Below are 18,970 nucleotides of genomic sequence, written 5' to 3' on the forward strand. Positions count from 1 at the left end.
AGACTTACTCAAGGGAAAGGCGGCCCAGCTTCACGTCGATCGCCATGGGTCCCTCTCGGTTAAATCGGATACGAAAATTAACTTCCTCCCCGATCGAAAGCTCGTCGAATACATCCGGATTAGACGACGAACGGTGCCCGAAAATGTCCCGAGAGTAGCGTGGACTCTTGATAAACAAAAAAACGCTCACGCAGAGAGTCCACTACGCCACCAAATCGCGGCAGCTTTGACGTGAAAATATTGTCTTTCGAGGGGGTCATCCGTCGAAAGCCCTCGGGAGCGCGGCGATTTATCTGCTCAAAGAGCTGGACCGCGCCCTCAATCTTCCCTTCCAAAAACAGGAATTGCGCGAGGTTATATCTATCCTCGTAATTTTGGTCTTCGCTAGAAAAGCTTCGGCGCAGATGGTCTTCGACCAAAGATGTTTCATAGCACGGCTGTGCTAGGCTCAGGACTCATTGATTGAGATAGAAGAGGACGATGGCTGCGATGCAGATGGCGGAGAAGAAAGTATGGGCGCATCGATCATAGCGGGTTGCGATGCGGCGCCAGTCCTTGAGCTTGGCGAAGAGGTTCTCGATTCTGTGGCGCGTTCGATAAAGCGTCCTGTCATAGTGGAGCGGCGCTTTGCGGCTTCTGGTTGGCGGGATGCAGGGCTCGACGCCCCTGGCCTTCAGCGCGGCGCGGAACCAGTTGCTGTCGTAGCCCCTGTCGGCGATCAACATTGAAGCGGGCGGTAAAGCCTTGAGCATCAGCCGCGCGCCCTTGTGGACCGGCCTCGCGGGCTGCTTCCTTGGCATCGCCGGAAAGGGCGGCAATCTTGTCAGTTCGATCAGCCTCACCCTTCGACACGTCAAGCTGCCGAATGGCTGCACGAACACCACCCTCATTACCCCGCCCCCGTGGGGAAACTGCCCCAGCTTGGGGCGGTTTATTTGTGATCGAGATCCACTCTGAAACGTGTTCGGCGCGCTCCAATGCCGTCAGCTCGGAGCGGTGCAGGTTCTCCGCGATCTCGACGAGGCACCCTTCATCTTCGCCGTAGCTATCGACCAAGCATGGGATCTCAGCGCAGCCCATAGACTTAGCTGCCTCGAGGCAGTGACGCCCGGCGACGAGCAAAATTCCTGTCAGGTTGATCTAGGCCGTGGTGACGAATTCGGCGTTTGGGGGATTCTCGCGAGGATCTTTCCATGATTCAAGGCTGATTTTTGGAGATCAGCCTTGATGATTCGGGATGTCGATGCGCTGCGAGACGATCAATGGGAGCGGCTTTGTGATCTTGTGCCAGGCGGAAGAGCCGGCCAGCGCGGGCCGCGCTGCGACAATCGACGCTTCGTCGACGCGCTGTTATGGATGGCCCGCTCGGGCGGCCGCTGGCGCGATCTGCCCGAACGCTTCGGCGACCATCAGGCGGTGAAACGCCGCTACTATCGCTGGATCGAGCGCGGCGCCTTGGACGGATTTCTTGAGGCATTCACCGCCGAGGCCGATCTCGAATGGCTGATGATCGACTCAACAATCGTGCGCGCCCATCAGCACGCGGCCGGCGCAAGGATCGCCAAAGGGGGGCGGATGCCCAAGGCCTGGGCCGCTCTCGCGGTGGTTTGAGCACCAAAATCCACGCCGCGACAGACGCGCTCGGCAACCCCGTTCGGCTCCTTCTCGGACCTGGGCAGCGCAACGACATCACAAAAGCGCACGCCCTGATCGAAGGCTTTGCGGCCGATGCGATCATCGCCGATAAAGGTTATGACGCCAATCACTTGCGCAAGGCTGTTCTTATGCGTGAGGCTGAGCCGGTGATCCCATCAAAATCCAATCGCCGCGCGCCGCTCCCCTACGACAAGGCGCTCTACAAGGAGCGCAATCTCGTCGAGCGTTTCTTCAATAAACTGAAGCAGTTCCGGCGCGTCGCAACCCGATACGACAAGCTCCTCGCAAACTACCGAGGCTTCGTATTGCTCGCCGCTATTGCTATCATGCTCAGGTAATTCGTCACTACTGCCTAGTGCTCTGCCGCGTCACGGCCTCCGCGCAAAACAGATGCCTTCCCCGATCGCCTTCATCGACGGGCCATTTGCATTGCCCTTCGCCAAGCGCCGTCAACACCTTGAGCGGCCCGATGGCGCTCGGGTCGAAAAGCCGCGTTGATGGCGGGCTGGATCGCTCTCGTTCCATTTGATCGATCAACAATTATCTCCCCGCCAATAAAACCCCCACCGAGCTGCCCGGCGCCGATGCGCGGAACTGCTGGGCCGGCTGCGCTAGCGCCTCTCGCTTCGCACCGAGCAGCGCCGCAATGGCGCTCCCGGCCGTCGGAGGGTTGAACCCGTGCTGCAGCCATTGGTTGCCGAGATATGCCTGAATCGGACGGGACAGGATCAGACGTCCGATTGCCGCGGGTGCGGCCAAGCCAGCCGCAACGCCGACGGGGCCGCCCGCCGCTAGGCCGCCGGCGCCTAAGCCGCCGGAGAGAAGATGCATTGCAAACGCGCGGCCCGCCGTGCCTGAATCGGGCAACGGCGTCAAAGCCGCCTGCCCCGCCTTCGCGAGCTCCGCGAAGTCGCCGCGCCCGCGAGCGTAGTCAATACGATTGTTTCCCTTCGAAACCGCGCCCTTGATCTGCGCCGGCGAGATATAGCCCTGCGCACCTCGCTCGCCGCCTCCGGCCTTCGCCGTCGCGATATCTTTGAGATTGCCCCATTGGCGTCGCGCATCCTGCCACGCCTGCGCGTCGTCGGGCGAGATCGAGCGCGTAGCAGCATCGTCAAGCGCATCGCGAATGCCGCGATAAGCGGTCGAAAGTTGCGGGTCGGACATGCGAACGCTATCCGCCATATTGCCGGCACGCGATCGCGTGGCTTGGTAGACGTCGCCGGGGAGCGCGCCGCTTCCGGTGCGGTTCAGCAAGTCGTCAACGATGCTCCCGACGTCGGCCGTGCGTTGGCTCGGCGCCGTCGTACGCTCGTAATTGCCGAGCGTCGTCTGCAGATCTGTCGCGAGCTGCGGATCGGCGGCCACGGTGTTTCGCGCCAAAAGATCGTTGAACACGTCACCAAGATTGACAAAGCCATTGTCCAGAACGTCGTCGGTCGCCAGCGGCGCGTTGATGCCCGCGCGCTGCAGCACGGCGCGCGTGAATGCCAGCCCTGTCCTATCATTAATCGCAGCCGAACCGCCCGCGCCGGGAATCTGCGCCGCAGCACTTTCTACCCGTTGCAAATTCTTGTTGCCGGTGCGCTGCCCCGCGGTCATCGGGATATTCTCGGCGTCGAGCGTGGCGATCGCTGGGGCGAGCGCGTCGGGCGTCCTAAACGGCGTGATGACCTTGCTACCCGCGCTCGCCGCCAACGGCAACGCGCCGCCGAAAATCTCGCCCATGCCAGCGCCACGGCTGGCGTCGGACAGCACTTGCGGCAAGTTCGTGTAATCCGGCGAGCTCACGGCGCCCTGAACGCCGCCAAGCGTTCCGCCGACACCCGCGCCAATCGCCGCTTTGCCGAGAGCGCCGGCGCCTTGCGCGGCGGCCTCGATCGGGCCGAGCGGGAGCGCGATACCGGTTGCAGTCGCTCCAGCGGCATTTGCGGCCGAAGCAACAAGCGGATGCTCTTTCTCGAAAGCCGCGCTTTTCGCGCGCTCGGCCTCAAGGTTGCCAGAATAATCGCCAAAGTTGCCGCCAACGCCGGTTAGCGCGCTAAAGCCAGCGGCGATGCGCGGCGAAAGACCGAGCGATGCGCCTTGATTGGCTTCGCGCAGCACGTTCGCTGCGCCGGTCGCAACGCTGCTCAAATCGGCGCCGAGATCGCGAGTCGGGCCGTCCGACGCGTCGTCGGGATTGGGCACGGTTTCGTCGACGACGGGCGGGGCCTGCTGCGGAACGATCGAAGAGAATGACGCATACGGGTCGTCGGCAGCTGGCTTCCCAACGATCGAGGAAAATGATGCGTAAGGGTCGACGGTAGCCGGGGCCGCAGGCTGGGAAGGAGAGCCTTGAGGCGCGGAAGGCTGCGGGGCTGGTGCACCAAGCGCTGACGGCGTCGCCGAAGAGGGCGCAAATGCCGATGGCGTGACGCCGCTCGGATCAGAGGCCGCCAGCTGTACGAGGGGCGACATTCCAGGCGCATAATATCGCCGCGCAATAGAGCCGTTGGGGGTTTGGGCGTCGATCGGCATTGGCGTTGACCTCTGGAGCGGAGCGCCGACGCGGACGGCGATTGATCGTTTGTGAGACGCTAAACGCGCCATTTTTAGCACAGTGTGATCGAAATGTCAAGTTCAAGGCAGTTTGGGCGTGGAGGAGCAGCGGCGAAAGGTGGGCTTGCGACCGGGTCGCTGCCTGCGAATGGCATGTTTTCTAGGTACATCCCGTCGCGCTAATTGTTATTGTTGAAGGTCCGAGCTATCGCTAGATCGTTCAAACAGGGCCACGAGCGTCGGTTAAACTCGCAGATTGGCGGGCGCTGGAGCCCCGAGATGAGAAACGATGGCTAAAAAACCGGCCGTAACAAAAATCGAGATTCCGGCACCGCTTATTGAGGCGGTAAAGAGCCGACGGGCGATTCCCTTTTTTGGAGCCGGGGCCTCAAAGGAAGCTCGCGACACCATAGGTCGGAGGCCGCCCGACGCCGACCAGCTTCGCGACATTCTAGCGACACGCTTTTTCAACCGGGAGATCAAAAATCGCAGCGTGATGGCTGTAGCGGAGATGGCTATCCAGAGCAGCGGAGGTCAGTCTCACGTATTCGAGGTCGTCCGTCAGGCGTTAGACAGCTTTGAACCAAGCGACGCGCATCGGCTGGTTAGCGAATTCAATTGGCGCATGCTCGCAACAACGAATTATGATCTGCTCCTTGAAAGAGCCTACGCACAATCACAACAGCGACGTCAGCACCTTGTACGCTTCGTGAAGGACGACGAACCGATCGAAGAGAAATTGCAGGCAGTAACCAATCCTCTTCCATATTTAAAGCTGCACGGCTGCCTCGACCACTTGCACGACAGCGATATTCCGCTGGTGCTTTCTAGCGAGCATTACTCGACGTATCTTGCTAATCGGACTCGTTTATTCGGGCGTCTCAAAGACCTTGCGCGCGAGTCGACGATGATATTCGTCGGTTATAGACTCGATGATCAACACGTACGGGAGCTCATATATGCTCTTTCCAGCGACAAACGTCCTCGCTGGTACATCGTCACGCCCGACGCAGAAGACTACGATATCGACTTTTGGGCGACCAAGAATGTCGGGGTACTGAAATGTCGCTTTCACGAGTTCATGACCGCGCTGGATGTTGCGGTGCCCCCGCTTTTCAGGTCCCTGGCTCCCTCAGACGCGGTGACGGACTTCCCAATCCGTAGGTTCTACTCGGTGCAATACCTGGAGACCGAGAAGGTTCGGGCCGCTCTGGAAACCGACCTCACGCTTGTTCATTCCGGAATTCCATTCGCTGATCAGTCAGCGATGAAATTCTATGAAGGATACGATACTGGGTGGGGCGGAATTGTGCGCCGGCTGGATGTACGCAGAAAGATTGAAAATGACCTTCTCTATAAAAGCTTGCTCGAGAACGATAACCCGGGAGGACCAGTTCTTATCATGCTGCGGGGGGCAGCGGGAGCAGGAAAGACAATCGCACTCAAGCGCACGGCCTTCGAGGCTGCAACAGCTTCAAACGCGCTAGTCCTATGGTTGGAAGAAAGCGGCGCGTTGAATCCCAATGTGTTTTTCGAGTTGCACGAACTATGCCAACGCCCCCTTTATTTGTTCGTCGATCAGGTAGCTCTGCAGATCGATAAGTTACATCGGCTGCTGAAAGCGGCGAAGGCTCGATCCATTCCTCTTGTAGTCATTGGTGCTGAACGCGATTCCGATTGGAACACATATTGTTCCGCCCTTGAGATGGACTTCACACCGCAATTCGTTCGAGTCGGTAACCTCTCTCGCGACGAGGTTGAAGGGCTTCTTGATCTCCTCGAAAGGCATGATTGCCTTGGGCTTCTCAAAGCAAAGACGCGAGCCGAACAAATAAATTCATTCATGGAAAAGGAACGTGCTGATCGGCAGCTTTTGGTCGCACTGCACGAGCTCACTCAGGGGAAGCCATTCGAGGAAATTGTCCTTAACGAGCACCAGCGAGTCTATCCCGAACAAGCGCGCCAGCTCTATCTTGACATTGCTACGATGCACCAGTTTTCGGTGAAAGTCCGCGCCGGAACAATATCGCGCATCTCCGGCATTAATTTTGACGATTATAAAGCCAACTTCTTTGCCCCTCTGCAGGACATCGTTCGGATTGAGCGGGACAATTATTCCGGTGATTTTTGCTACAGAACGCGACATTCCCGAGTGGCAGAAATCGTGTTTCGTCAAGTGTGCCCCGACGACGCGACGAAGGCTCGACAGATGAAGAGATTAATCGAGGGACTGGACGTTGGTTACTCATCCGATAGACGCGCCATAGAAGAGATGACTAGGGGGCGCACGTTGGCGGATGCGTTCGGCGGGTCCGTCGATGCACGTACAATTTACGAGGCAGCAGTAAAGGCTGCGCCGAAACAAGCGTTCATTTACCAACAATGGGCGATTTTCGAGTCGGCCCATGGCGATGGATCCCTTTTAGAGGCCGAGCGGCAGGTGGCGATCGCGCATGAACTTGATCCGCGTAGTAAATCGATCGTTCACACCCAGGCAGAAATCGACCGTAAGCGCGCTAACGACGAATCTTCTGCGCTCCTTAAAGGCTCTTTGCGCAGGAGGGCTCGTGCGAGACTAGACGATATGCCTATCAACGAACGTTTCGCTGTTTCAAGTCGTTGCAAAATCCTCGTCGACGAACTGGAGGAATTGAATTCCGCTCTGACCGACGATGCTAAGCCGCACGAGACGCTTTATTTCGCTGAGAAGGTCAAGGATACAGAGAGCGCGCTCTTGCGCGCGCAGCAGCTTCATCCCGACGACCCGGATATCATTCAGATTGAAGCCCGGTTCAGGCAGGAAATGGAACAGGAAGACAAAGCCCTCAGGGCCCTAGAGCGTGCATGGGCGGCTGGCCCGCGGGGATCAGGAACCGCGATTCGCATCGCGAGAATGTACGACGCGCGAAGGAGGCCCGACGATGCTTTGAAAATGCTCAAAGACGCGTTAGCCCGTAGTCCCGACGACAAATTTGCTCATCAAGCCATTGCTTTCCATCACCTAGGCTCAGGACTCATTGATTGAGATAGAAGAGGACGGCGGCTGCGATGCAGATGGCGGAGAAGAAGGTGTGGGCGCATCGATCATAGCGGGTTGCGATGCGCCGCCAGTCCTTGAGCTTGGCGAACATGTTCTCGATTTTGTGACGCTGGCGGTAGAGCGTCTTGTCATAGGCAATGGGAAGCTTGCGGCTTCTGGTTGGCGGGATGCAGGGCTCGACGCCCCTGGCCTTCAGCGCGGCGCGGAACCAGTTGCTGTCGTAGCCCCTGTCGGCGATCAACATTGAAGCGGGCGGTAAAGCCTTGAGCATCAGCCGCGCGCCCTTGTGGTCGCTCATCTGGCCCTCCGAGAGCAACATGACGAGGGGCTTGCCGGCGCCGTCGCAAACGACGTGGAGCTTCGAGTTCAGTCCGCCTTTCGTGCGCCCGATACGGCGGGGAAGAGCCCCTTTTTGAGCAGGCTCGCCGCTGTGCGATGCGCCTTCAGATGCGTGGCGTCGATCATGATGCGCTCGGGCTTTGGACCTTCGCCAGCGAGCGCGGCGAATATGCGGTCGAAGACGCCGAGCCGGCTCCAGCGGATGAAGCGATTGTAAAGCGTCTTGTGCGGCCCGTAATCCTTGGGCGCATCTTTCCATTGCAGGCCGTTGCGGATCACATAGACGATTCCGCTGACCACCCGACGGTCGTCAACCCGCGGAACGCCATGCGACAGAGGAAAATGCGGCGCAAGCCGCGCCATCTGCCGCTCGCCCAACAAAAACAAATCACTCATCCCAGCCTCCCCATGCGGAGACCAGGAATCACATCTCAGGCAAATTTAATAGGTCCTGAGCCTAGTGGTAAGATGCTGTCGCCCCTCGATGTTTTGGGCGAGGTAATTAGGGAGCGCGACAAGCTCCGCGAAACCATCGCCGCCAAAGACGCCGAGCTGGCGTTGATGCGGGAGGCGCTGGAGACATACGAGGATGCGCTCAGCGAGGCCGAAGCGATTTTTGGTGGCGAATATGCGGACCATTACGGCCCGATGTTCGAACTTGCCATGAAGGCTCGAGATGCACGCGCCGCCCTTCAGTCCGCGACCAGCGCGCCGCCGGCAATCCAATGGTGCGCCCACGTGCGCGGACCAGACGATCTCGTGCCGGTCATGTCCTACGAAGATGCAGTAGCCGTTTCGGATTGGATCAATAGTACGTCAGAGAGATTCAACTCCGCTCGTCCAGCGGAGCAAAAGGTGATGATGATCGCCATGCCTGCCCTATGGCCTGCGAGCGGGGATCATGCCGAGTGGTATGCGAAACGCTCAGAAAAAAACTCGGATTATCCCTTGCTCGAATGCGAACGCGCCCGCGCTGCCCTTCAGGCGAGTAAGGATGCCAACGAGAAAGGCCAAGCCTGAACCATGAGCCGAGCCTCCTCTCTTTTGAACGAAAATCCAGCTTTGCGCCCGGCTGATATAGCCCAGCGCTGGCAATGTAGCGAACGACTCGTACGCAGCATGATTTTGGACGGGCGATTGCCTTCGTTCAGGCTTGGGGCCAAATTGCTCCGCGTCAAGCTTAAAGACGTCGAGGCATATGAATGCAGCCAAAGTTCAGAGCCGTCATTTTCAGAGGGAAATATTACGCCGTCTGGACAGAAAACGGAGAAGTCAGGCGTAAAAGCCTTCGTACCGCAGATCGTGGGAGTGCCGAGGCGGAGCTAAAACGATTTGTCAGCGACTTCGAGATCGCTAATCGGCCGCCGGAAATAACTGTACAGTTTGTCTGGGATTCGTATAGGGAAGCTCTCGGCGCCAAGCCAACTGCTGCCACCATGGGATTCGAATGGAAGGCTGTCGGTCCATTTTTTGGGACGAAAGCCGCTGAAATCCTGACGGAACAGGACAGCCTCGATTATGCGGCGCAGCGCGCCAAAGCGGGCCGAAGGCCTAGCACGATCAGAACTGAACTCGCGCATTTGCGATCGGCCCTCCTGTGGGCACAGAAAAAAAAGATCATCGGAGTCGCTCCCGCTATCATATTGCCGGAGGCATCGGCGCCGCGCGACAGCCGATTGACCAAATCTCAGGCCGTTAAATTCATCGGCGCGTGCGAAATGCCGCACGTCCGCCTATTCGTCATTCTTGCGCTGACGACCGGCGCGCGCATGGGGGCAATCCTCGGACTGAAATGGGACCGCGTGGATTTTGACCAATCCCTGATCTATTTTGAGGATCCTGACCGGCCGAAGACCAATAAGCGCCGTGGAAATCCCCCGATGAACAAAACCGCTCGAGCGGCCCTGAGCGCGGCGCGCGCTGGCGCCACCAGCCCCTACGTGATCGAATGGGCAGGACAGCCGGTCGCCAGCGTCAAGAAGGGACTCGCTTCGGCCGGTGAACGGTGTGGACTTCCATGGGTGACGGCGCATGTGTTCAGGCACAGCGCCGCAACTTTCATGGCCGAGGATCGCGTCTCGATGGCGGAGATCGCGCAATTCCTAGCCCACGCTGACAGCCGGCTGACGGAAAGGGTTTACGCCCGTTTTTCGCCAGATCATTTGCGCGAAGCCGCAGATGCTCTTGAGATCGACCTTATGCGAGAGGCCGTACCCGGTATGGAGTGCTCTACTGTTCAATTGCACAGGACCACAGAACAAAAGAGGCCCAAAAGGGATCGAAAAGGCGAATGAATTCAATGCACCGTTCGAGAAAACCCTTTAAATACAGCAGGCGACGGCCATTGGTAATGGAGAGGTCGACAGTTCAATCCTGTCTCGCAGCACCATTAAAATCAATAGTTTAGTCTGCCGGTCAATTCCAGAAGGCGCGTTCGTGCAGCGCCTGCCTTTGAGCAACCGCAGTTTTGGCGCCCAGCAAAGGGGAGGCGGTAATGCAAGGTTGGTCCTGCGGCTGGACCTGAGCGCGGATGACGCCGAGCTCCCCGCGGGCCAAACCGACCTCATTGCGGATTATGATCCGCCTCCTGAACGCCCCCAAGGCCCGAAGACGCGGACGGAGCGGGAGTTTCCTGGCCGAGCTCTGGAGTTGGGCGGCTGATCGCTGCGACCAAGATCCGCCACCGGTCGTAGACGCGTATGAGAGGGAGGAGAATTGGCACCGCAGCGTCGATGACATCCCAGCGCCGCCCCATGGCCTGCTCGACTAGCGCTTTGGCCAATATTTCACCCGCCGCCTCCGGATTAGATGAACGGCCAGACAGACATCGGACATCTTCAGCCTGCTGATCCGACAGGCGAACGCCATATTCATCTTCCAACCAACGGCAATCAATTTCGGCGATCTCATTCAGTCGGCGGAGGGTATCTTCAGGGAGACGCCACGAATCAAGGAGCTGATCGCCCGAGGCGCGGGCGAGCCATCGCTTGAGACAAACTTGGAAATAGCGTTGCAGCAACCACTTCATGTATGTCTGAGACGCTCCCGATTTCGCACGGCTTGATAGAGCGATATTGGTAAGACGAAGCGCTTCTGTCAGGCTTGGCCCAAGGGATCGGTTATCGGCATAGGAAGAAGGCGCGGGCAATGATTGCCCCCCTGCAACAAGGCTTTCGCACAGAGTAGATACGACATTTTCGCCAGGACGATAGCAGAACACGCTAATATTCTTTTTACCGAATATTGCCGCCCATGGCGTTACGGTGTCTTTAACCCGGATATATTTATTTCCCGCCGCAGTCACGTTGGCGGCATATCCTTCGATATTAAGCTCGCTCCCACTCATAACGCTTGTAGAATAGGAAGAACACAAACGAGCGAGGTGATCTCGCACCGTGACGAATATACGACATTCGCAGCCAGCGAAATCAGCAGCAAGTTGCTGGATTTGTTCCTCGCCGAAGCGCGACGAAAAATGCTCGGAGCTGAGCAAAACGGTATTTGCCTGTGATTTATTGATCTCGTCCAGTAGAGAGCGGAGTATTTTCGAACGTTTCAGGGAAACTGAACGCAGCGAAAAATCTCTACTCGAATCGTTTTGCAAATAGGACGAAACGAGCGGGCCGTGACAGTCTACTGAAAATGCAGCGTTCTTTGTCGGATATAGCAGGGAGTATTTTAGTAAAACGTTCTTATTATTTGTACAATAGCGCTGAAATGACGTCGTTCCTGTTCGCTCTAGGCCTATATGAAAGATTATTTTGGGCTTCGTCATAATTATGCGCTTGAAAATAGCTCCCTGAGATGCCGCACAGCGATCTTGAAACAGCAGCTCGCCTCTGAATAGCTGAAAAATAGAAAAGACACGTTTCACAATCGCGTAATCATCTTCCGCGCTACGCCGTCGCGAGCGGCATCGAGCTTGGAGTTCAGACCGCCTTTGTGCGCCCGATGCCAAGGGGAGATCCCATTTTTAAGAAGGCTCGCCGCCGTGCGGTGAGCCTTCAGATGGGCGTAGATCATGATTCGCTCGGGGCGTTCGCCAGCCCGCGCGGCGAAGATCCGGTCGAACGCGCCCAATCGGCTCCAGCGGATGAAGCGATTGTAAAGCATCCTGTGCGGCCCATACTTTTTGGCGCGTCCTTCGCGGGAGACTATGGCGGATAAACAATCCCCGCTCACCATCCGACCTAGGCCGCCGAGGAGACGATTATCGGCTAATGCGATTTCGCTCGCGGTTCTTTGGAAGTTCCTTTCCGCTCAAGCGACCGCTTGGGAGCGTCGGCGGCTTCGTCAATTTCTAAGGGCTCGGATGTCCTCGTTCCGGCTTTCGGCGAAGCAAACCCTTGGAAGGCTGGCGCATCAACGCGCTCCCACGATCCGCCGTCATTCCAGGGACCAACCGCATCATCGCCTTCATCACCCTTTCCTGTGGACGTGTTGAAGAATTGATCGACCAGGATTGGCGTTGGCTCGATCAATCCGACCTTCAGCGGCGGCTTGCCCATGCTGTCGAGCGCCGTCATGAAGGCCTTCATATGAGTGATCTCGCGCGTCATCAGGAATTGCAGCGCGTCTTTGGAGCCTGGATCGTCGCAGAAATCGATCAGACGTTCATAGACAATCTTGGCGCGCGCCTCCGCGGCGATGTTGCTGCGCAGGTCCACATCTAATTCGCCGGTTATTTTCAAGTAGTCGGCGGTCCAAGCGTTGCCGACTGAATTGCGCAGGTCGACGCCGCCGCCGCCGCAAATTGCGATGAGAGGGTCGGCTTCGGCTGCGGCGCGATCCTTTTTCGTTGGCATCAGGTGCATCCTGGCGAGCGTGCCAATGACCTCAAGATGGCTCAGCTCCTCGGTTCCGATGTCCATCAACAGGTCCTTGATGTCGGGATTGTCGCAATTCAACCCTTGGATTGAATATTGCATCGCAGCGGCCAACTCGCCGTTCGCGCCGCCGAACCCTCGCACAATGCTGCGAGCGCCAGTTGGTTGCGCTCGGCATTCGAACCATGATGCTAAGGCCATTGGCTTGCTGGTCCGCTACAGCCGGAAAAGTTGTTTATGCTTAGCCGGCGCAGATCCTGCTCGACGAAATGAAACTGCAACACGGGAGCAATATCTAGTTCATCCGCGGATCGCGCGTCGTCCATGAAAGCGTTGGTTGGTGCGCTGCAGGCAAGAATCCTTTAATCGCGGTGACGATGAAAGGCCTTCAGCGCCGCTGATATCAGATTGCTTTGCAAGGCCTGCGATTGCTTAAGAGCGCCGCGCTCGAATGGGCCCGCGTCGTTTCCAAAATTATCGCGTCACAACCACTCGACGACCGCGGAAAACATGTAGCCGACGCCCCGCTGGGTCTGGATAAACTGGGGGACGCCAGGATCGACCTCCAGCTTGCGCCGCAGCCGCAAGACCTGCACGTCGATGTTTCTATTGAAGACATCATTATGCACGCGAGTCGCCTCAAGGAGATGTTCGCGGGAAAGCGGCCGCTGAGGCGCCTCGACGAACGCGACGAGCAAGCTATATTCAGCCTTCGTAAGCGAGACCAAAACTTCGTTCGGGTCGACCAGCTGTCGCGTGCGCAAATCGAGTCGCCAGCCGCAAAACTGGCAGCGGCCACGCTCCTGAGCCTGCTGAGGCGCCGCGGTTCCGGCTCCCCCCCTCCGCAACACAGCCCGGATGCGAGCCAGCAGCTCCCGAAGGCCGAACGGCTTGGTGAGATAGTCATCAGCGCCAAGCTCCAATCCAACCACCCGGTCAACTTCGTCGGATCGATAGCCGGTAACGATGATCACGGGGACCTCGGAACGCGACCGGATTTCGTGCAGCAGCTCGAGCCCATTCTCCTGGCCGAGCCGCAGATCGAGGATCACCAGATTGGGTTCGCCGCCCGCGAAGTAACGGGTCATGTCCCGCCGCCCAGACGCAGAGGCGACGCGCATCTGATGTTCTTCGAGATAGTCCGCAACCATGTGCCGCATAAGCAGGTCGTCTTCGACGAGGAGGATGCGCGGTTCCTGCGTCACGGTTGCCGCGATGCTTCGGCCCAAGGCGGTATCTTTACCCATGCCGACCAGTTCGACGAATTGGCGCCGCCTTCCGGCGACCGTCGACTGACTCCTTTGGAAAGTTCACTCGTGCGCTCGCAATCATCTGGGTCAAATTTTGCATGGTTGCGTCGCTCGTTTCTGACAGTTACCCCGCGGGGCGCGCCGGGATAGGCTCCGTTCGAAGCGCTTCAGAGAAGAAAGGCCCTTCCAATCCAAAAGTAATCCAGCCACGGCTCTGGATCGTCGGGCGCGCATGCAAGCACAGTTCAAGATCGAATAGCCCGGCAGTGACGCGCGGGATGAAAAGAAGCAGCGCCACAACCTTTAAGATCGCAGCGGCATTGAAAAACGGCACCGGGCTCCCCTGAGCTCCGATGATTTCTACAACCCATCGTTGCCGGAAATTTGCGCTTGATGCGTTATCGCGGCTTGCTATCAAATTGTCGTTTCTTGCTTGGTTCTCAGGGTAGCCATAGATCTTCAAACGATTTCGGCGGGTTGCGCGCGAAACCACGGTTGCTTTCGGTGAAATCTGGCGAATTCCGTTCGAGGTAGGGGGCGTTCAATGGAGTTGAACAAAGGCGGTGCGAAATACAAAAACGTTACAAGCGAATTACTGTCTTCGTCGCGCGGGCGTGACTGGTCTGGCGTCTACGCCGAATTAAGAGCAAATGGTGATTTCCACCTCACATCTTTCGTCCAGCAAACGACGGAAGTCGTTCTGCTGACCCAAACCAGCGGCGTGATCACCCGCAGCGCCGGCGGCGCAGTCCAGGAAGCCAACGCTGCCGACGGCACGATCTGGCTCTGCCCTAACGGCGTGCCTACGGATTTTTTGAAAACGTCCCACGCATCCTCGGCGGGATCGAAGGTTATACACCTCTACCTAAACCCAGGCCATTTTTCGTCCCGAGCTCTTGGTGACGCGGCCGATGAATCGCTCGAAGCAGATCTTAAATGGATCGGCGGATTCCGCGATCCTCTCATGGAGCAGATCGGCCTCGCGATAGCCGCGGAGATGGAAACCGAAACCTCGTCCGGAAACCTTTTTGTCGAAACGCTAACCAATACGCTCGCCGCGCGCTTGCTGCATAACTACACATGCTCGTCGGGCGATCGCTCACCTGCGCTCAGCGTCCCGAAAGGACTCGACAGTCAGCGCCTTCGCAGAGTGTTGGATTTCATCGAAGCCAACCTGGAGGGCGACCTCACCATAGAGCGGATGGCGTCGACGGCCTGTCTCAGCCGATTTCATTTCGCCCGCGCGTTCAAGGCGTCCACCGGTCAGGCGCCTCATCAATATGTCAGCAACCGGCGCCTGGAACGCGCGAAATCGCTGATATGGGGCGCCGACCGCTCCTTAGCCGACATAGCTTACAGCCTGAACTTTTCTTCCCACGCCAATTTCACTCGAGCCTTCCGCCGCATCGTCGGGCAGACTCCTGGCGAGTTTCGTCGAAGCCTTCGCTAAAGACTATATCGGCGACCATTCAATGAGAACTTCGGGACGCGCTGAACGAAGCCTCCATTGATTAGCCGCCAATAGAAAAGGCCCGGCTAATTCAGCCGAGCCTTACTGTTTGTCCTGAAGGAAGGACGACGAGATAGATCTCAATATTTGGCGACAATCGGCGCGGGCGGGGCGAAGGTGTCGAACTTGTAGCTGAACCCGACCTGCACCTGATTTTCTACGAGGTGGCGGTTGAGGAATGCGCCGATCGGATCAATACCGGGGATGGCGAAGGAATTGGGCGCGAAGAGCGTGGTGTGACCGAAATCGGAATAGCGATATTCCGCCCGGATCGACCAGTTGTTGGTGACGGCGTATTCGATGCCGCCGCCGACGGTCCAGCCGACCCGCGTGGAAGACGCGCTGTCGGAGCCGTTGAAGCCCGGGAACAGCGGCTCGCCGGCATCACTGACGAGCGGTCCAAAATTGCTCCGAACGCTGCTGTTGGTTCCAGCGAAAGCGACGCCGCCAGTGGCGTACAGCAAGATGCGATCCCATGCGTAGCCGACGCGACCACGGATCGAACCCTGAACGTTGGAGCTGACATTGACGTTGACGTTGCCGGGAAACAGGCCGCCGAGCAATGAATTGTTGTTGATGGATTTGCTGAGGCTGGTGCCGTCGACGCTGCCTTCGAAGCCGATGACGAATTGGCTCAGCTGTAGATTATAGCCGACGTGAGCGCCGCCGATGACGCCGTTGGCGCTATTGCTGAGCTGAACGAACTCGCCAAGATTGTCCCCAAGATTGGAGTTCTGATTTCCCCAGGCGTAGCCAATTTGACCGCCGATATATATATGCCGGTCCAAGTAAAAATAGGCGCCGGCGGCAGGTAAACCGGCGGCGGCGCGCGTGAGGGAAGGTCGGCCGCGAAGGCCGTGCTGGCAAGCGTAATGGCGCCTGCCGACGCTAATAAAATGCGACGTATCATGAGGTCCTCCGCTATCAACTTTTTGAAGTGCGGGCAATCTGACCTTGATTTTGCTGGTTCACAACCAATTAAGACCATAAACGGCTGTTGAAATGCGGTATTCCAGCCTCTGTGGCGCTCTTGTTACACAACGTTTAGTTGAGCTTTTAGCGTTGGAGACCTAACAGCTTAAGCCTTTCCGGGACCTCGCGCGCGGCGACGGTTGCCTATACAACCGCGCGGCCTCATCCGGCTGACAGCCCGCAAGGCTCCCTTTGGTCTCTCGAGACCGGAACGAAGATTTTATCAGGCGAGACTGCGAAGGCCGAGACCTAAGGCGACGATCGTTATGCCTCTCAATATGAGATCGATCCCTATGAAGAGCCCGATCGCCCACAAGCCTGTGACGGGCCAACCGCTGAGGAGAAGCGCGCCAAGCGCCAAGCTCACCACGCCGTCAAAAACCGAGATCCATTCGCCGCGGATATGGGAGAAAAGGGCAAAACCGATGCCCAAAACGCCGGTGACGATCAAATAGAACGCAATCACCAATGTGATCGCCTCAGCACTGATCGCCGGCCGACTAACGAGGATGAACCCGATGATCGCAAGCAGAACCGCCCATAAAACATGAGCGAAGAAGGAGGTCCAATAGCCGGCGAACGAAAATGCGACGATGAGAACAGCCAGCGCTCCAGCGAGAAGCAGCGCGCCGAGAAACACAACATAGACGATGGTCGCGGTTCTGGCCCGCCAAATCGCCAGGGCCCCAAGAATGGCGAGGCCCAACCCAAGCGCTACGAACCAGCCCCAATGGACCGAGAGGCTTCTTGGAGCCTCTGCGACAAAGACATCGAATTGCTGCTGCATGACGGCGCCCTCCCTTGCCCAATATTTTCCGGCTAACGTCCGGCTGACGCCAGCTTATCGTGGCATAGAGTGCTGCTTTCAGTGGGTTTTGGCAATGATAAAACAATCGCTTTTTCAACTTACGGAATATATTGATCGCAGCTCAACTGAGATTGAAACCCGTATGACAGATTAGCATCGCGCGGCCAATAAGCTAGCTGCGTCGGAAAAGGCGAGTTTCTGCGCTCGTCGGCTCTCCACGACGGCCGAACTTAAGATGACGTAGGATATCAATAATCTTCTACTGCGCTGTTTCCCTGGCTACTTGAATCGAGGAGCGAGCCTCGCGCCGCGCGGATGGCGATGGCGCATTGAAATTAGACATTCGAATTTCGAGCGTCCGGCTGTTGACAAGTAACAGGCTGTTGACAAGTAAAAGGAATGAACGTGACAAAGCTGCTCGCGCCAGCGGATAGAATCGGAAAAACCCTCGCTCCGAACCGCCACAGAGCACTCGTCCCGGCTCAGACTCCTCCGTCTGATTTCACCACTAGGTTGCGCAATGAATGATCCCGTCATCGATAGTCCTATCGCCTCCGCCGGCCCCAGCGACCACGCCGACCACCATGTGGTGATCGTTGGCGGCGGCGCCGCTGGCCTCGAACTTGCGACCCAACTCAGCGACCGCCTGCATCGCACCGGCGCCGGACGCGTTACCTTGCTCGATCGCTCGCGGACGCATCTCTGGAAGCCTCTCCTCCATTCCGTCGCAGCCGGCAGCATGGACCCCAGCGAGCATGAGCTGGATTACCTCGCCCAGGCTTACTGGCATAATTTCCGCTTCCGCTTCGGCGAGATGATCGGCCTCGATCGCGCCCGCAAGCTGGTGATGATGGCGGCTACGTATGACGAGGAGAACCGCCTTATTACGCCGCCCCGCAGCATCCGTTACGACACGCTCGTCATCGCCGTCGGCAGCATCACCAATGATTTCGGGACGCCCGGCGCGGCGGAATACGCCATCCCCCTTGAAACCACGGAGCAGGCCAAGCGCTTCAACCGCCGCCTGGTCAATGCCTGCCTGCGCGCCCATACCCAGCAGGAGCCGATCCGTCTCGGCCAGCTCCATGTCGCCATTGTCGGCGCAGGCGCCACAGGCACGGAGCTGGCCGCCGAGCTATACCGCACTACGCGGGAAGTCGTCGCCTTCGGCATGGACCGCATCGATCCGGCGACTGATATCCGCATCGTCCTCGTCGAAGCCGGCCCCCGCATCCTCCCCGCCCTGCCCGAGAGCATCTCCGCCTCCACCTTGGAGCTGCTCGAGAAGATGGGCGTCGAAGTGCGGACCGGGGCGCGGGTGTCCGAAATCCAAGCCGACGGCATCCGTCTGGCCAGCGGCGAATTCATCCCCTCCGAACTCGTGGTCTGGGCAGCCGGGGTGAAGGCGCCGGACGTGCTGCGCGGGCTCGGTGGGCTGGAGACCAACAAGATCAACCAGCTGGTCGTGACGCCGACGTTGCAGACCACTCGGGATCCGGACATCTTCGCGATGGGCGATTGCGCGGAATGCCCGCGCGAGGGCTTTACCACCCCGGTGCCCCCGCGCGCCCAGGCGGCGCATCAGGAGGCCAGCCATCTGTTGAAGCAGATCCAAAATCATATGCAGGGCAAGCCGCTCGCTCCTTTTAAATACCGGGATTTCGGCTCGCTGATCTCGCTGGGGAAATACAGCACCATCGGCAACCTGATGGGTTTTGTCGTCGGCGGCAGCTTCCGCGTCGAAGGATTGTTCGCGCGGCTGATGTACCGCTCCCTTTACAAGATGCATGAATACGCCCTGAGCGGGGGGCGCAAGGTGCTGTTCAGCATGCTGGCCCGCGGTCTATCGCGCCGGTCGGAGCCGCAGGTGAAGCTGCATTAAATCACGCTGCCGACATATCAGCGCCAGCCGCCAGTTATGCCAGAAATGGCATAACTGGCGTAAACGACGTCATTGTCGCTGGGGCTGACGCCTGTCGTCGCGCCCCGTAAATGTCCTGAACTCGCAATGATGAATTGAATTATGAA

13 protein-coding genes and 5 pseudogenes are annotated in these 18,970 nt (G+C 58.2%); 7 read left to right on the forward strand and 11 right to left on the reverse strand.

Features of this window, described 5'->3' with window-relative positions; all coding sequences use genetic code 11:
* Positions 1 to 455 precede the first annotated feature (455 nt).
* Positions 456 to 764, reverse strand: a pseudogene (locus WDN46_00835) (transposase).
* 196 nt (positions 765 to 960) lie between these two features.
* On the opposite strand from WDN46_00835, the gene WDN46_00840 reads away from it, so the two are divergent.
* Together WDN46_00840 and WDN46_00845 are read left to right on the forward strand one after the other, a co-directional pair.
* Positions 961 to 1,197: a hypothetical protein gene (locus tag WDN46_00840; protein ID MEJ0092025.1), complete on the forward strand. Its 237-nt coding sequence runs from the start codon at positions 961 to 963 to the stop codon at positions 1,195 to 1,197.
* A 30-nt stretch (positions 1,198 to 1,227) separates the two neighbouring features.
* Positions 1,228 to 1,994, forward strand: a pseudogene (locus WDN46_00845) (IS5 family transposase).
* Between the two features lie 202 nt (positions 1,995 to 2,196).
* On the opposite strand, the gene WDN46_00850 reads toward WDN46_00845, so the two are convergent.
* The gene (locus tag WDN46_00850) at positions 2,197 to 4,176 is read right to left on the reverse strand and encodes a hypothetical protein (protein ID MEJ0092026.1); all 1,980 of its coding nucleotides are present in this window, start codon (positions 4,174 to 4,176) and stop codon (positions 2,197 to 2,199) included.
* Between the two features lie 310 nt (positions 4,177 to 4,486).
* On the opposite strand from WDN46_00850, the gene WDN46_00855 reads away from it, so the two are divergent.
* Positions 4,487 to 7,222, forward strand: coding sequence for an SIR2 family protein (locus tag WDN46_00855; protein MEJ0092027.1), 2,736 nt, complete (start codon positions 4,487 to 4,489; stop codon positions 7,220 to 7,222).
* On the opposite strand, the gene WDN46_00860 is transcribed toward WDN46_00855, so the two are convergent.
* Both WDN46_00860 and WDN46_00865 read right to left on the reverse strand, forming a co-directional pair.
* Positions 7,212 to 7,835: an IS5 family transposase gene (locus WDN46_00860; protein MEJ0092028.1), complete on the reverse strand. Its 624-nt coding sequence runs from the start codon at positions 7,833 to 7,835 to the stop codon at positions 7,212 to 7,214. The two genes, WDN46_00855 and WDN46_00860, sit on opposite strands and share 11 nt — an antisense overlap.
* A pseudogene (locus WDN46_00865) lies at positions 7,802 to 7,972 on the reverse strand (transposase). The gene WDN46_00860 and the pseudogene WDN46_00865 overlap by 34 nt, the downstream one beginning before the upstream one ends.
* Before the next feature lie 165 nt (positions 7,973 to 8,137).
* Between WDN46_00865 and WDN46_00870 the strand changes: the two are divergent.
* Both WDN46_00870 and WDN46_00875 read left to right on the forward strand, forming a co-directional pair.
* Positions 8,138 to 8,596 carry a hypothetical protein gene (locus WDN46_00870; protein MEJ0092029.1) on the forward strand — a complete coding sequence of 153 codons (459 nt, stop codon included), beginning with the start codon at positions 8,138 to 8,140 and terminating at the stop codon, positions 8,594 to 8,596.
* A 416-nt stretch (positions 8,597 to 9,012) separates the two neighbouring features.
* Positions 9,013 to 9,870: a site-specific integrase gene (locus WDN46_00875; GenBank protein ID MEJ0092030.1), complete on the forward strand. Its 858-nt coding sequence runs from the start codon at positions 9,013 to 9,015 to the stop codon at positions 9,868 to 9,870.
* A 269-nt stretch (positions 9,871 to 10,139) separates the two neighbouring features.
* On the opposite strand, the gene WDN46_00880 is transcribed toward WDN46_00875, so the two are convergent.
* The 5 genes and pseudogenes from WDN46_00880 to WDN46_00900 form a co-directional block, all read right to left on the reverse strand.
* Positions 10,140 to 11,450 carry a hypothetical protein gene (locus WDN46_00880; protein ID MEJ0092031.1) on the reverse strand — a complete coding sequence of 437 codons (1,311 nt, stop codon included), beginning with the start codon at positions 11,448 to 11,450 and terminating at the stop codon, positions 10,140 to 10,142.
* Between the two features lie 44 nt (positions 11,451 to 11,494).
* A pseudogene (locus WDN46_00885) lies at positions 11,495 to 11,704 on the reverse strand (IS5/IS1182 family transposase).
* Between the two features lie 218 nt (positions 11,705 to 11,922).
* A pseudogene (locus WDN46_00890) lies at positions 11,923 to 12,549 on the reverse strand (manganese catalase family protein).
* 335 nt (positions 12,550 to 12,884) lie between these two features.
* Positions 12,885 to 13,649 carry a response regulator gene (locus WDN46_00895; GenBank protein MEJ0092032.1) on the reverse strand — a complete coding sequence of 255 codons (765 nt, stop codon included), beginning with the start codon at positions 13,647 to 13,649 and terminating at the stop codon, positions 12,885 to 12,887.
* 127 nt (positions 13,650 to 13,776) lie between these two features.
* Entirely contained in the window at positions 13,777 to 14,115 is a 339-nt protein-coding gene (locus WDN46_00900) for a hypothetical protein (protein MEJ0092033.1), read from the reverse strand.
* Positions 14,116 to 14,196: 81 nt separating this feature from the next.
* Here WDN46_00900 and WDN46_00905 point away from each other — a divergent pair, with 81 nt between their 5' ends.
* The gene (locus tag WDN46_00905; GenBank protein ID MEJ0092034.1) at positions 14,197 to 15,102 is read left to right on the forward strand and encodes an AraC family transcriptional regulator; all 906 of its coding nucleotides are present in this window, start codon (positions 14,197 to 14,199) and stop codon (positions 15,100 to 15,102) included.
* Positions 15,103 to 15,242: 140 nt separating this feature from the next.
* Here the strand turns inward: WDN46_00905 and WDN46_00910 are convergent, their stop codons facing one another.
* Both WDN46_00910 and WDN46_00915 read right to left on the reverse strand, forming a co-directional pair.
* Positions 15,243 to 15,950: an outer membrane protein gene (locus WDN46_00910; protein MEJ0092035.1), complete on the reverse strand. Its 708-nt coding sequence runs from the start codon at positions 15,948 to 15,950 to the stop codon at positions 15,243 to 15,245.
* A gap of 407 nt (positions 15,951 to 16,357) precedes the next feature.
* Entirely contained in the window at positions 16,358 to 16,921 is a 564-nt protein-coding gene (locus WDN46_00915) for a DUF308 domain-containing protein (GenBank protein ID MEJ0092036.1), read from the reverse strand.
* Between the two features lie 541 nt (positions 16,922 to 17,462).
* On the opposite strand from WDN46_00915, the gene WDN46_00920 reads away from it, so the two are divergent.
* Positions 17,463 to 18,824 (forward strand): NAD(P)/FAD-dependent oxidoreductase, encoded by a 1,362-nt coding sequence (locus WDN46_00920; GenBank protein MEJ0092037.1) that lies wholly within the window; start codon positions 17,463 to 17,465, stop codon positions 18,822 to 18,824.
* Positions 18,825 to 18,970: the final 146 nt, after the last annotated feature.

Source organism: Methylocella sp. (assembly GCA_037200525.1).
Classification (GTDB): domain Bacteria; phylum Pseudomonadota; class Alphaproteobacteria; order Rhizobiales; family Beijerinckiaceae; genus Methylocapsa.